Annotated in this window: 13 protein-coding genes; 2 read left to right on the top strand and 11 right to left on the bottom strand. The window is 72.4% G+C overall.

The features are described from left to right. Nucleotides 1-46 precede the first annotated feature (46 nt). Nucleotides 47-1243, bottom strand: coding sequence for a low temperature requirement protein A (locus tag P3T35_RS22795; RefSeq protein ID WP_101381648.1), 1197 nt, complete (start codon nucleotides 1241-1243; stop codon nucleotides 47-49). Between the two features lie 85 nt (nucleotides 1244-1328). Continuing rightward, entirely contained in the window at nucleotides 1329-2108 is a 780-nt protein-coding gene (locus tag P3T35_RS22790) for an HAD-IIA family hydrolase (RefSeq protein WP_101381647.1), read from the bottom strand. Between the two features lie 179 nt (nucleotides 2109-2287). On the opposite strand from P3T35_RS22790, the gene P3T35_RS22785 reads away from it, so the two are divergent. Beyond that, nucleotides 2288-3361, top strand: coding sequence for a Gfo/Idh/MocA family oxidoreductase (locus P3T35_RS22785; protein WP_101381646.1), 1074 nt, complete (start codon nucleotides 2288-2290; stop codon nucleotides 3359-3361). 29 nt (nucleotides 3362-3390) lie between these two features. On the opposite strand, the gene P3T35_RS22780 is transcribed toward P3T35_RS22785, so the two are convergent. The 7 genes from P3T35_RS22780 to P3T35_RS22750 all read right to left on the bottom strand — a co-directional run bounded on the left by P3T35_RS22780 (nucleotide 3391) and on the right by P3T35_RS22750 (nucleotide 9546). After that, nucleotides 3391-4422, bottom strand: coding sequence for an adenosine deaminase (locus P3T35_RS22780; protein WP_101381645.1), 1032 nt, complete (start codon nucleotides 4420-4422; stop codon nucleotides 3391-3393). Between the two features lie 50 nt (nucleotides 4423-4472). After that, entirely contained in the window at nucleotides 4473-5744 is a 1272-nt protein-coding gene (locus P3T35_RS22775) for a DUF445 domain-containing protein (RefSeq protein ID WP_280707506.1), read from the bottom strand. A 131-nt stretch (nucleotides 5745-5875) separates the two neighbouring features. Further along, complete coding sequence (locus P3T35_RS22770; RefSeq protein WP_101381643.1) at nucleotides 5876-6835, bottom strand: ATP-binding cassette domain-containing protein; 960 nt, start codon at nucleotides 6833-6835, stop codon at nucleotides 5876-5878. A 12-nt stretch (nucleotides 6836-6847) separates the two neighbouring features. Next, nucleotides 6848-7720 carry an ABC-2 family transporter protein gene (locus P3T35_RS22765; protein ID WP_101381642.1) on the bottom strand — a complete coding sequence of 291 codons (873 nt, stop codon included), beginning with the start codon at nucleotides 7718-7720 and terminating at the stop codon, nucleotides 6848-6850. Continuing rightward, nucleotides 7713-8519, bottom strand: coding sequence for an ABC-2 family transporter protein (locus tag P3T35_RS22760; RefSeq protein WP_101381641.1), 807 nt, complete (start codon nucleotides 8517-8519; stop codon nucleotides 7713-7715). The genes P3T35_RS22765 and P3T35_RS22760 overlap by 8 nt, the downstream gene beginning before the upstream one ends. Before the next feature lie 226 nt (nucleotides 8520-8745). Then, a complete protein-coding gene (locus P3T35_RS22755; RefSeq protein WP_101385175.1) occupies nucleotides 8746-9048 on the bottom strand; it encodes a co-chaperone GroES in 303 nt (100 codons plus the stop codon). Nucleotides 9049-9201: 153 nt separating this feature from the next. Beyond that, a complete protein-coding gene (locus P3T35_RS22750; RefSeq protein ID WP_280707479.1) occupies nucleotides 9202-9546 on the bottom strand; it encodes a DUF3618 domain-containing protein in 345 nt (114 codons plus the stop codon). A gap of 163 nt (nucleotides 9547-9709) precedes the next feature. On the opposite strand from P3T35_RS22750, the gene bcp reads away from it, so the two are divergent. Next, nucleotides 9710-10183, top strand: coding sequence for a thioredoxin-dependent thiol peroxidase (gene bcp, locus P3T35_RS22745; RefSeq protein ID WP_101381640.1), 474 nt, complete (start codon nucleotides 9710-9712; stop codon nucleotides 10181-10183). Nucleotides 10184-10225: 42 nt separating this feature from the next. Here bcp and P3T35_RS22740 read toward each other — a convergent pair whose 3' ends face one another. Together P3T35_RS22740 and P3T35_RS22735 are read right to left on the bottom strand one after the other, a co-directional pair. Next, nucleotides 10226-11242 carry an ABC transporter permease gene (locus P3T35_RS22740; protein WP_101381639.1) on the bottom strand — a complete coding sequence of 339 codons (1017 nt, stop codon included), beginning with the start codon at nucleotides 11240-11242 and terminating at the stop codon, nucleotides 10226-10228. Further along, complete coding sequence (locus P3T35_RS22735) at nucleotides 11239-12912, bottom strand: sugar ABC transporter ATP-binding protein (RefSeq protein ID WP_280707476.1); 1674 nt, start codon at nucleotides 12910-12912, stop codon at nucleotides 11239-11241. The genes P3T35_RS22740 and P3T35_RS22735 overlap by 4 nt, the downstream gene beginning before the upstream one ends. Between the last annotated feature and the right edge of the window lie 3 nt (nucleotides 12913-12915).

The raw sequence follows: 12915 nt of genomic DNA, 5'->3' as shown, positions 1-12915 counted from the left end.
CTCCTGCTCGTGCACCCCGCACGCTACACAGCCGCACCGACAGCGCCTATTCGGCGGCCGGCTCGACGGGCTGCGGCGGCACCGGGCCGGCGGCGGCCCTGGCGCGCCGGATCCGGGACTCCTCCACCGCGTTGAGCGCGACCAGCAGCACCGCCAGCACCACCAGCGCGGCCAGCGCCGGCACCAGCAGCAGCACCGGGACCAGCGCCAGCAGCACCGCGCCCGCGACCAGCCGGGTGTGCGCCGGCCGCCGGAACATCGTCCAGCGGGTGTAGCCGAAGGTCAGCAGGTAGAGCGCGCAGCCGCCGTAGAGCAGCCCCAGGGTGCCGAGGTCCAGCCGCCGGTCCGGCTCGGCCACCGTGACGTGGAAGCCGACCGCGATCGCGATCACCGAGGCGACCAGCACCAGATGGGCGTAGGAGAACACCCGGCGCAGCACGCCGGCCCTGGCCTCGGCCACGGTCAGCGCATGCCGCATCGCCTCGTTGGCGTGCGCGAAGTACACCCACCAGAGCGCGCAGGAGATGGTGAACGCCGCGATCACCGCGAAGAGTTCACCGTTGCCCAGGCCGTGCGCCGCGGCGGCCGGGGCCCCGGTGCCGACGATCGACTCGCCGAGCGCCACCAGCACCAGCAGCCCGAACCGCTCCGGCAGGTGCCCCGGGTGGTAGGCCACCCTGGCCAGCACCGCGCGCAGCACGGTGGGCCCCGCCAGGTCGATCGCGGCCGCCACCGCCCACAGCGCCGGCCGGGCGTCGCCGTGCAGCAGCCCGCCGGTGAGCATCAGCGGCCCGCTGATCACCGCCCCGACCCCGTACGGCCCGCGCCACACTCCCCTGATCCCACCGATCAGCCACAGCAGCACCAGCCGCGCGGCCCAGTACGCCGCACCGAACAGCACCCCGCGCGCGCCGTACGCCTCGGGCAGCGCCAGTGCCATCAGCAGGCCGCTCAGTCCGACCGCGAAGATCCCCACCCGGTCGCGGGCGGTGTCCACGTCCCGCACGTTGGCCTGCACCGTGGTGCCCACCCAGCACCAGTAGACCGGGATGAACACCACCAGCGCCCGCGGCACCCCGCCGGCGCCGTGGTGCAGGTAGAGCAGATTGGAGATCTGGGTGATCGCGAAGACGAAGACCAGGTCGAAGTAGAGCTCCGCCCAGGTGACCCGTTTCTCCGCCGGCTCGGCGACCTCCGCCGAGGCGCCCCGTCTCTCCGCCGGCTCGACAACCTCCGCCGTCACTTCTCCCCCGGTGATGATGAACTCGGCCCGGTGCCGCCCCGCACGGGCGCCACCGGGCCGCTGACACTACGTCAACTCCGTTTGATTACACCAGCTCGATGAGATCGGCGATCGAATCCACCACCCGGCCCGGCCGGTACGGGAACCGCTCCACGTCCCCGGCGGCGGTCAGACCGGTGAGCACCAGTACCGTCTCCATGCCGGCCTCCATGCCGGCCACGATGTCGGTGTCCATCCGGTCCCCGATCATCACCGCGGTCTCCGAGTGCGCCCCGGCGGTGTTCAGCGCCTCCCGCATCATCAGCGGGTTGGGCTTGCCGACGAAGTACGGCTCCACCCCGGTCGCCTTGGTGATCAGCGCCGCCACCGAACCGGTCGCCGGCAGCACGCCCTCGGTGGACGGGCCGGTCTCGTCCGGGTTGGTGCAGATGAACCGGGCGCCGCCGTTGATCAGCCGGATCGCCTTGGTCAGCGCCTCGAAGGAGTAGGTCCGGGTCTCGCCCAGCACCACGTAGTCCGGGTTGTTGTCGGTCAGCACATAACCGGCCTGGTACAGCGCGGTGGTCAGCCCCGCCTCGCCGATCACATAGGCCGTGCCGCCCGGCCGCTGCCCGCTCAGGAACTTCGCGGTGGCCAGCGCCGAGGTCCAGATGCACTCCTCCGGCACGTGCAGCCCCATCCCGGCCAGCCGGGCGGCCAGGTCGCGCGGCGTGTAGATGGAGTTGTTGGTCAGCACCAGGAACGGCTTGCCGGACTCCCGCAGCCGCCGGATGAACTCGTCGGCCCCCGGAATCGGGGTGCCCTCGTGAATCAGCACCCCGTCCATGTCGGTCAGCCACGACTCGATGGGCTTGCGCTCTGCCACGTAGGTGTCTCCTCGGTCTTGGGACGGTTCTGAACGATCTCCCGCATCGCTCCGGACCGGACACCGTCGGCCGGCCGGGCGCCACCGGCTGCCCTGACGGTGACCAGCGTAATCGGCCCGCCCACGCGCCAACAGCGATGTCCCGCTCCGCGGACCCCCGATGTGGTGGACTCAGGCCCATGAGTACCGCGAGGACCGCCGCCCCGTACCGCGTCGCGCTGCTCGGCTACGGCCTGGCCGGCGCCGCCTTCCACGCCCCGCTGATCGCCACCACGCCGGGCCTGCGGCTGACCGCCGTGGTCACCGCCAACCCCGAGCGGCGCGCCCGACTGGCCGCCGCCCACCCCGACGCCCGGCCGCTGGACTCGCCCGCCCAGGTCTTCGACCGGGCGGACCAGTACGACCTGGTGGTGATCGCCACCCCCAACCGCACCCACCTGCCGCTGGCCCGGGCCGCGCTGACCGCCGGGCTGGCGACCGTGGTGGACAAGCCGCTGACCGCCACCGCCGCCGAGGCCCGCTCGCTGTGCCACCTCGCCGACACCCGGGGCACGCTGCTGACGGTCTTCCAGAACCGCCGCTGGGACAACGACTTCCGCACCGTGCGGCGGCTGATCGAGGACGGCGCGCTGGGCCGGGTGCACCGGTTCGAGTCCCGGTTCGAGCGCTTCCGGCCCAAGCCCAAGGCGGGCTGGCGGGAGCTGGCCGACCCGGCGGAGGCCGGCGGCACCCTCTACGACCTGGGCAGCCACCTGGTGGACCAGGCGCTCACCCTGTTCGGCCCGGTCTCCTCGGTCTACGCCGAGATCGACGTCCGCCGGGACGGCGCGGTGGTGGACGACGACGCCTTCCTGGCACTCAGCCACGACTCGGGCGTCCGCTCCCACCTGTGGACCAGCGCCACCACCCCGCTGTCCGGCCCGCGCATGCGGGTGCTCGGCGACACCGCGGGATACGTGAAGTTCGGCCTGGACCCGCAGGAGGCCGACCTGCGGGCCGGCCGCCGCCCGGACACCCACATCCCGTGGGGCGCCGAGGACCCGACCCACTACGGCACCCTCGGCACCGACGAGGCGCACACCACCATCCCCACCGACCTGGGCGACTACCCGGCCTTCTACGCCGCCCTGGCCCACACACTCGCCACCGGCGCCCCACCCCCCGTCGACCCCCGGGACTCGGTGACCACGCTCACCGTCCTGGAGGCGGCCAGGCACTCGGCCGCCACGGGGCGGACGGTGGCGCCGGACTGATCACCCAGAGCCGGCGCCCCGGCGGCACATCAGCCGCGCTGCCAGCCGGCCAGGTAGGCGTCGATCTCGCCGTTGAGGCGGGCCTTGCCGACCGGGTCCAGGAACGAGGCCTCGACCGCGTTCCTGGCCAGCCCGGCCACGCCCGCCTCGTCCAGGCCGAGCAGGCGGGCGGCGACCGCGTACTCGGTGTTCAGGTCGGTGCCGAACATCGGCGGGTCGTCGCTGTTGACGGTGACCAGCAGGCCCGCGTCGACGAACCGCTTGATCGGGTGCTCGTCGATCCGCTCCACCACCCGGGTGGCCAGGTTGGAGGTCGGGCAGACCTCCAGCGGGATCCGGTGCTCGCCCAGGTAGTCGATCAGCGCCGGGTCCTTGAAGCTCTGGGTGCCGTGGCCGATCCGCTCGGCGCCCAGCTCGCGGATGGCGTCCCAGACCGTCTCCGGGCCGGTCGACTCACCGGCGTGCGGCACGCTGTGCAGGCCGGCGGCCCGGGCCCGGTCGAAGTACGGCTTGAACTGCGGACGCGGCACGCCGATCTCCGGGCCGCCGAGGCCGAAGCTCACCAGGCCGTCGGCGCCCACCTCCAGCGCCAGCCGGGCGGTCTCCTCTGCCGACTGCAGGCCGGCCTCGCCCGGGATGTCGAAGCACCAGCGCAGCACGATCCCGAAGTCCCGCTCGGCGGTGATCCGGGCGTCCTCGATCGCCTCCATGAACGCCTTGTCCGGGATCCCGCGGCGCACCGAGCTGTACGGGGTGACGGTCAGCTCGGCGTAGCGGATCTGCTGCCGGGCCATGTCCTCGGCCACGCCGTAGGTCAGCGCCCGGACGTCCTCGGCGTCCCGGATCAGGTCGACCACCGACAGGTACACCTGGATGAAGTGCGCGAAGTCGGTGAACGTGAAGTACTCGGCCAGCATCGCAGGGTCGACCGGCACCTTGCTCTGGCCCTCGTAGCGCGCCGCCAGCCCGGCCACCACCCGCGGCGAGGCGGAGCCCACGTGGTGCACGTGCAGCTCGGCCTTGGGCAGACCGGCGATGAACGCCTCGATCCCGCGCGACATCTCTTCTCCTCCACTGATCGTCAAGCCACCATTAGACCTCGCGCCGCCCGCTATCCGCCCAGGGCGGTGGCCACGGTGTGGATCAGCAGGCCGGCCAGCGCGCCGACCACGGTGCCGTTGATCCGGATGAACTGCAGGTCGCGCCCGACATTGGCCTCGATCTTGCGGGAGGCGTCCTCGGCGTCCCAGCTCGCCACGGTGTCGGAGATCAGCGAGGTGATCTCGGCGCGGTAGGTATCCACCACATAGGCCGCCGCGTCCTGCAGCCAGCCGTCGGTCTTGCGCTGCAGCCGCCGGTCGGTGGCCAACCGCAGGCCGAACGAGCGCACGCCGTGCCGGATCCGGCGGCGCAGCTCGCTCTGCTCGTCCGCCGCGGCGGTCAGCACCAGGGAGCGGACCGCGCCCCACGAGGAGGCGATCAGCTCCTGCACCTCGGGTCGGGCCAGCAGCTCGGCCTTGGCCCGCTCGACCCGCTGCTGGGTGGCCGGGTCGCTCTGCAGCTCCACCGCGAAGTCGGCCAGGAAGGTGTCGATGGCGCCGCGCGCCGGGTGCTGCGGGTCGTCCCGGATCGCGGTGGCGAACCGCAGCAGCTCCTTGTAGACCCGCTCGCCGACCTGCTGGTCGATGAACTTCGGGGTCCAACCCGGAGACTTTATGGCGACCTTGGCCACCACGTCCTCGTGGTGCTCGGTCAGCCAGTCGTGCACCCGCACCGTCACCAGGTCGACCACCCCGTGGTGCCCGCCGTCGGCCACCACCCGGCCCAGCATCCGGCCGAGCGGGGCGGCGACCTGGGTGGCCGCGGCCCGCCGGGTGATCGCCTCGCTTATCACCGCCTGCACGTCCTCGTCCCGCAGCACGGCCAGCACCCCGCGCAGCGCGGCCGCCGCCTCCGTGGTGACCCGCTCGGCGCTGCCGGGCGCGGCCAGCCACTCGCCCAGCCGCCGCCCGACGCCCAGCCCGGCGAGGCGCTCACGGACCACCGGGGCGGCGAGGAAGTTCTCGCCGACGAAGCTGCCCAGCGAACGCCCGAAGGCGTCCTTCTTGGTCGGGATGATCGCGGTGTGCGGGATCGGCAGGCCGAACGGGCGCCGGAACAGCGCGGTGACGGCGAACCAGTCGGCCAGCGCACCGACCATGCCGGCCTCCGCGGCCGCCGCCACGTACCCCGTCCAGCTCCCCCACCCCGCCGCCTTGGCCCAGGTCGACAGCCCGAACACCAGCGTCGCGACCGCCAGGAACCCGGTCGCGATCGCCTTCATCCGCCGCACCCCGCGGCTCTTCTCCTCATCGGCCGCGGTGAACCGCACCCCCGCCGCCATGGCCCCGCTGCGCTCGCTCTCCACCGCACCAGTGTCGCCGATCGCCGCGCTGTCAGACCGTAGCGATGAGCCCGCCTTCCCCCAGCCGCCCACCGCCATCCCCCGGCGGCAGGCGGCCCGGGAATCCCGCCCTACCCGATCGCCACCTCCCTCGCGTACATCCGCGCGATCACGTCCTCGATCACCGGCTCCCGCACCGACAGGTCGACCAGCGGGTACCGCTGCGCGACGGCGGCCACCAGCGGGGCCGCGCTGTCCTCGGCGGGGAACGCCAGCCACTGGCGGGCGCCCGCGACCTTGACGACGCGGGTGCCGGGGAGGTCGATCGGCGGGTGTTCGCGCACCAGGTCGACCACCAGGGTGCGTTCGCTGCGGCCGGTGGCGTGCAGGCCGGGCAGGTCGCCGTCGTAGACCACCCGGCCGTGGTCGATCACCATCACCCGCCCGCAGAGCTGCTCGATGTCGGTGAGGTCGTGGGTGGTGAGCAGCACGGTGGTGCCGGCGGTGTTGACCTCGCGCAGGAACTCCCGCACCCGGGCCTTGCTGAGCACGTCGAGCCCGATGGTCGGCTCGTCCAGGTAGAGCACCCGCGGGTCGTGGAGCAGCGCGGCGGCCAGGTCGCCGCGCATCCGCTGGCCGAGCGAGAGTTGGCGCACCGGGGTGTCCAACAGCTCGCCGAGGTGCAGCAGTTCGACGCAGCGGGCGAGGTTGGCCGCGTACCGGGCGGGCGGGATCCGGTAGAGGCGGCGGGCCAGTTCGTAGGAGTCGCGCAGCGGCAGGTCCCACCAGAGCGTGGTGCGCTGCCCGAAGACCACGCCGATCCGGCGGGCCAGCGCGGTCCGTTCCCGGGCCGGGTCGACGCCGGCGACCCGCAGCCGGCCGCCGCTGGGCACCAGGATCCCGGTGAGCATCTTGATGGTGGTGGACTTGCCGGCGCCGTTCGGTCCGATGTAGCCGACGCATTCGCCGGCCGCCACGGTGAAGCTCAGGTCGTCGACGGCGCGCACGGTCCGGCGCTCGCGGCGCCACCGTCCGGTCTTGGCGCGGACGGTGAAGGTGCGTGACACATGGTCGAGTTCGATCAGTTCCACGGTGGTCCTTCCTCAGCTTCCGGTGGAGCGGTAGGCCCGCAGGCCGGCCCGCCAGGCGAGCCCCGCGGCCAGCACGCAGAGCGCGGCGGCGAGCGGCGAGGCGTACTGGAAGGCGGTGGGCAGGCCCAGCGGGTCGGGGCGGTGCAGCAGGCGCAGGGTGGGCAGCCAGTTGACGAAGGCCAGCGGCAGCCCGAAGGTGACGCCGGCCACCAGCTCCTTGGCGAAGACGCTGGGCGGGTAGTGCAGCAGGGTGGCACCGCCGTAGGTGAAGGAGTTCTGGAACTCCTTGGCCTCGCCCCACCAGAACTGCAGGGTGGCGCCGCCGACGAACAGCGCGCTGAAGATCACCGTGCCGCAGACCAGCATGCCGGCGAGCAGCAGCAGCCGGGGCAGGGTCCAGGTCAGCGCCAGCGCCTGCATGGACCAGCCGAGCACCAGCAGCGACTGGACGGGCCGGCCTAGCCGGCGCAGCGCGAACCGCTCGGCGCAGACCAGGGCGAGTGCCGGGGCCGGGCGCAGCAGCAGCACGTCGAGGTCACCGGAGCGGATCCGCTGGCCGAGGCTGTCGACGCTGCCGACCAGCAGGTCGGCGGCGCCGAGGGCGAAGCCGGAGGTGCCGTACAGCAAGCCGATCTCGGGCAGCGTCCAGCCGCCGAGGCGGTCGGTGTGCCGGAACATCAGCACCAGCACCGCGAAGTCCAGCGAGGTGATCAGCAGGTTGCCCAGCGAGGTGAGGACGAACGAGGCGCGGTAGGACATCTGGGCGCGCGTCCACATGGCGGCGGTCAGCCGCCAGCAGGTCACCGACCAGCGGACCTTGGCGATCAGGGGCTCCCGATCCACGGGCGCCGTCGGGGCCTCGGCGGCCGTCAGGGTCTCAGCCACCCTGCACCACCACCTTGCGCACGGCCCAAGCCTGGGCCGCCCGGCCCGCCGCGAACAGCACGACGGCCCAGAGCAGTTGGGCACCGAGCTCGCCGGGCACCCGGGAGCCGCGCTCCAGGAAGACGTCGCACGGAGCCTGGATCAGCGCGGACCACGGCAGCGCCTGGGCGAGTTGGCGCAGCCCCTCCGGGAAGAGCGTCAGCGGCAGCAGCATCCCGGACATGAACATCGAGACCACCACCATCAGGGCCCGCAGCCCCTCGGAGTCGAGCAGCCAGAAGGAGCTGATCGAGATCAGGAACCGCAGTCCGAAGCTGACCAGCAGCGAGAGCAGCACCGATAGCAGGAAGACCGGCCAGGTGAGCAGGGAGTGCGGCAGCCGGGCGTGGCAGGCCAGCACCCCGACGGTCAGCGGCACCGCACCGCGGGTGAGCAGTTGGAAGCCGGCCCGGCCGAGGTCGCCGGCCAGCCACCAGCCGAGGAAGTCGACGGGGCGCTGCAGGTCGACGGCGATGTCCCCGTTGCGGAACCGCTCCTGCAGGTCGTCCTGGAAGCCGCCGCCCCAGGCGGCGACCGCGACCAGCAGGGCCTGGCTGACCCAGACGTAGGTGACGGCCTGCCCGGTGTCGTAGCCGCCGAGGTGCGGCCTGGTGCGCCAGAGGGCCAGGAAGCCGGCGGCCAGGATGAAGCCGAAGACGGTGTTGGTGAAGGCTCCGGCCACGGTCGCCGCCCGGTAGGTCGAGTAGCGGCGGAAGGAGCCGCGGGCGATGGCCAGGTAGAGCCCGGCCGAACCAGCCATCATTTATCTCCTTATCGACTTTTTTGCGGCGCGACCACCGCGCCGTCCGACATGACCCCACAGCGCATCAGCCCCGACCGACAGCCCTGGGGGGTACCCAGGCGTCGCTCGGGGCTCTGCGGAATGTGAAGTTGTGTCAGTTCACGCTAGCGGCACGGACCTTGATCACGCAGCCGATTAAGGGGTCGTTCGGGGGACGGCCGGCCGGCTTCGGCCACCGGTACGGCTACAGGTAGAGCCCGGTGGAGCCCTCGGCGTCCTTCAACCGCTCCGCCGCCACCGCGTGCAGGTCGCGCTCGCGCAGCAGCACATAGGTGGCGCCGCGCACCTCGACCTCCAGCTTGTCCTCGGGGTCGTACAGCACCCGGTCACCGGGCTCCACCGCCCGCACGCTCTGACCCACCGCAACGGCCTCGGCCCAGGTGCAGCGCTTGGAGAGTTCCGCCGTCGCGGGGATCAGGATGCCGCCCGTCGAACGGCGCTCGCCCTCACCGGCGTCCGTCTTCACCAGCACCCGGTCGTGCAGCATCCGGATGGGCAGCTTCTCGCCCAGCCGGTCGTGCCGGCCGTGCTCGGTCTGCCTGTTCTGCTCGTCGTCGTTCACGCTCACGCTCACGCCCAGACGGTACCTGGCCGGGGCCCGGGCCGGTGCGCGGGCCCGGGCCGATCCGGGGAAAACCGATCAGCTCTCCCGCTTGCGCTTGCGGGAGGCCAGCAGCACCAGCAGGCCGCCGCCGACCAGCGCCACCGGCACGATCCGGTCGGCACGCGGCTTGCCGTGCTCGTCGGTGAACTCGGCACGCAGCCGCTCCACCCCGCGGCTGGCGGCCACATAGGCCTTGCCGACCCGCTGCTCCACCGAGGCCAGCACCTTCGCCCGGGCCTGCGCGGTGATCGTGGACGGATGCACCCGCATGGCCAGCTCGTCGAGCGTGTCGGCCAGCTGGGTACGGGTCCGCGCGATGTTCTCCTCGATCTCCACGAGGGTCCGCCCCGCGCCGTCACGCACGTCCTTCGTCTTGCCCACCCGGGCCACCTCACTCACCTGACGTCCAGTCTGCTCCGGCCCAGTCTGTCAGCTCGACTCGCGGCTCGCTCGGCCCCACCCACCATCGGAGTCAGTACGGCCCACCAACGGCGGTAGGTTGGCATCCGGTACGACAGTGGTCCCGCACGAGGAGAGAACTACCGTGAGTGAGCGCCTCCAGGCGGGGGACACCGCCCCCGCATTCTCGCTGCCCGACGCCGACGGCAACCAGGTGTCGCTCGCCGACCACCTGGGCCGCAAGGTGATCGTCTACTTCTACCCGGCCGCCCTCACCCCGGGCTGCACCACCCAGGCCTGCGACTTCACCGACAACCTGGAGGTCTTCGCCGGCGCCGGCTACGACGTGATCGGCATCTCACCGGACAAGCCCGAGAAGCTCGGCAAGTTCCGGGAGAAGGAGGACCTCAAGGTCACCCTGCTGTCCGACGTGGACAAGAAGGTACTGGAGGCCTACGGCGCGTTCGGCGAGAAGAAGCTGTACGGCAAGACCGTGGTCGGCGTGATCCGCTCCACCGTGGTCGTCGACGAGCAGGGCAAGGTCGAGCGGGCCCTGTACAACGTCAAGGCCACCGGGCACGTCGCCAAGCTGCTGCGCGACCTCAAGGTCGAGGCGTAGCGGACGGGTGGTGGTCCCGGCTCCCGGGACCACCACCACCGGTCAGCCCGGCAACCCCACGGCCCGCTCACCGCTGCGCCGCTGCTGGATGACCACCGCCACCACCAGCAGCGACCCCTGGGCCACGTTCTGCCAGAACGAGTTGATGCCCTGCACGGTCAACCCGTTCTCCAGCGCCCCGAGCAGCGCCACCGCCAGCAGCGTGCCGCCGATCCCGCCCTTGCCGCCCTTGAGCGCGCAACCGCCGAGCGCGGCCGCCGTGATCGACTTCAGCTCCAGGCCCTCACTGCCGGAGACGGGCTGCCCGGAACCGGTCCGGGCGGTCAGCAGGATGCCCGCGACCGCGGCCACCACCGCGGCCAGCACATAGGCGGAGATCAGGTACTTGTTCAGGTTGATGCCGGCCAGCCGGGCGGCGGTGGGGTTGCCGCCGATCGCGTAGATGTTCCGGCCGATGTCGGTGTACTTCAGCAGCACGTGCACGGCCGCGGCCGCCACGATCAGGATCCACACCATCACCGGCAGCCCCGCGATCTTGCCGCGGCTGAGGAAGACGAAGACGGCGTCGTTCAGCACGTAGCCCTGCGCCGCGCCGTTGGAGATCAGCTGGGCCACGCCCTTGTAGGCGGCCAGGCCGGCCAGGGTGGCGATGGTCGCGTTGACCCGGCCGTAGACGATCACCGCGCCGTTGAGCACGCCCACCACCACGCCGACGCTGATCGCCGCGGCCATCCCCACCAGCGGACTGCTGCCCGCCGAGGTGAACGCCATCGCGCTGACCACCGAGGCCAGCCCGGCCTGCGAGCCCACCGAGATGTCCAGGCCGCCGCAGATGATCACCACGGTCTGCACCACCGCCAGCAGGCCGGTGATGGTCACCGCCTCGGCGATCACCTGGACGTTGGTCCAGCTCAGGTAGTTGCCGTTCAGCGAGCCGAACAGCGCCAGCACCACGGCCAGGGCGGCGATCAGGCTCAGGTTCTGGCCGCCGACCGCGGCCAGCGCGCCGCCGGCCCGCCTGGCCGCCGGTGCCCTCCGCTCAGCGGTGGACGTGGTCATGGCCGCCCTCCTTCGTGCCTCAGGTCGTCTTCGCCACTCGGATCGCCTTCGCCGCCCGGGCCGCCTTCGTCGCTCAGGTCGTCTTCGCCGCTCGGATCGCTGTCGCCGCCCGGGCCGCCTTCGTCCCTCAGGTCGCCCTCGCCACCCCGGCCGCCTTCGTCGCTCAGGTCGTCGGCCATCGCCAGCGCGAGGATCCGCTCCTCGGTGGCCTCGGCACGGTCCAGTTCCCCGGTGATCCGGCCGTTCTGCATCACCACGACCCGATCGGCCAGCCCCAGCAGCTCGGGCAGCTCGGAGGAGATCACCAGCAGCGCCACGCCCTCCCTCGCGAGGTCGGCGATGATCTGGTAGATCTCCGCCTTGGCGCCGACGTCGATACCGCGGGTCGGCTCGTCCAGGATCAGCACCTTGGGCTTGCGGGCCAACCAGCGGGCCAGTACCACCTTCTGCTGGTTGCCCCCGGAGAGCGTGCGCACCTCCTGCTCGATCCCCGGCGCCCGCACCCGCAGCCGGTCCACGAAGCCCTGCGCCAACTCCCGCTCGGCGCCCCGCCGGACGAACCGCCACCGCCGCAGCCGGTCCAGCACCACCAGCGAGGTGTTCTCCCGGATCGAGCGCTGCAGGAACAGCGCCTGCGCCTTGCGCTCCTCCGGCGCCAGCCCCAGACCGGCCCGGATCGCCTCACCCGGCCGCCCCGGCCGCAGCCGGCGACCGTCCAGCCGGACCGTGCCGCCGCGCACCGGCAGGTCGCCGGCCAGCGCCAGCGCCAACTCCGAGCGCCCGGCCCCGATCAGACCGGCCAGCCCGACCACCTCGCCGGCCCGCACCGCCAGGTTGACCCCCTGAACGTCGTCCGTGGTCAAGTCCTCGACTTGGAGCACCACTTGGTCGGTCGCCGCACGCTGACGGACGAACAGTCGGGAGAGATCGCGGCCCACCATCAGCCGCACCAGCTCCTGCTCCCCCGCCTCGGCCGCATCCAGCACACCGGCCAGCATGCCGTCCCGCAACACCGCTATCCGGTCGGCCAGTTGGAAGATCTCCTGCATCCGGTGCGAGACATAGACCACCGCCACGCCCTGCGCGCGCAGCCGGCGGATCAGCGCGAACAGCGCCGCCACCTCCTGCTCGGAGAGCGAGCTGGTCGGCTCGTCGAACGCGATCACCTTCGCCTCGCCGGTCAATGCCCGGAGGATCTCGACCAGTTGGCGCTGCGCCGGGGTCAACTGGAAGCCCAGCAGCTCCGGTTCGAGCACCCGGGAGAAGCCGAGCCGGTCCAGGTCGGCGGTGATCCGCCGGTGCAGTTCGGCCCGGTCCAGCCGGCGCCCGGCCCGGCGGGGCAGCGCACCGGCGTAGACGTTCTCGGCCACCGAGACATGCGGGATGATCTCCGGCTCCTGGGGGATGATCCGGATCCCGGCGGCCCGGGCCCGGGCGGGCGAGCCGAGCGCCAGCTCGGTGCCGCCCAGCAGCACGGTGCCCTCGGTGGGCTGGTGATCACCGGTCAGGATCTTCAGCAGGGTGGACTTGCCGGCCCCGTTCTCCCCCATCAGCGCGGTGACTTGGCCGGCCGGGAAGTCCAGGGTCACCCCGTCCAGCGCCCGGACCTCGCCGAAGCGTTTGCCGAGGCCGCGCACGCCCGCGCCGGCGGTCGTGGTCGTGGTCGTCACGGC

Origin of the sequence: Kitasatospora sp. GP30, from assembly GCF_029892145.1 — a bacterium.
Taxonomy (GTDB): domain Bacteria; phylum Actinomycetota; class Actinomycetes; order Streptomycetales; family Streptomycetaceae; genus Kitasatospora; species Kitasatospora acidiphila.
The sequence above is the reverse complement of the archived record's forward strand: the minus strand, read 5'-3'. Positions and strand labels throughout refer to the sequence as shown.